Source organism: Collinsella sp. AF04-24, assembly GCF_003465685.1.
Taxonomy (GTDB): Bacteria; Actinomycetota; Coriobacteriia; order Coriobacteriales; family Coriobacteriaceae; genus Collinsella; species Collinsella aerofaciens_AP.
In genome coordinates, this window is record NZ_QSBK01000055.1 from 448 (window position 1) to 689 (window position 242).

A 242-nucleotide genomic window follows, 5' to 3' on the forward strand; every position below is an offset into this window, starting at 1 on the left:
GGCTGCTCGAGGAGGCCCAGGGTGCTCTACAGCGCCAGGAGGGCGCAGGAGGCGGCCGACGCCGAGCTCTCGGCGAGCAGGTCCGGGATCGACGAGACCGAGGAGGGCGCCGCCGCCAAGCTCGCGGCCATCAGGGACGGGCTCGCGCGCGGGCTCTCCCCGCAGCAGATAGCGGCGACGACCCCCGGGCTCAGCGCCTCCACCGTCTACAGGTGGGTGGACGCCGGCTACGACGGCATGAC

Annotated in this window: 1 protein-coding gene; it reads left to right on the plus strand. The window is 74.4% G+C overall.

The features are described 5' to 3' along the window. Positions 1 to 21: 21 nt before the first annotated feature. On the plus strand, positions 22 to 242 hold a 221-nt coding region (locus tag DWV32_RS10340; protein WP_222847445.1), incomplete at its 3' end, for a helix-turn-helix domain-containing protein.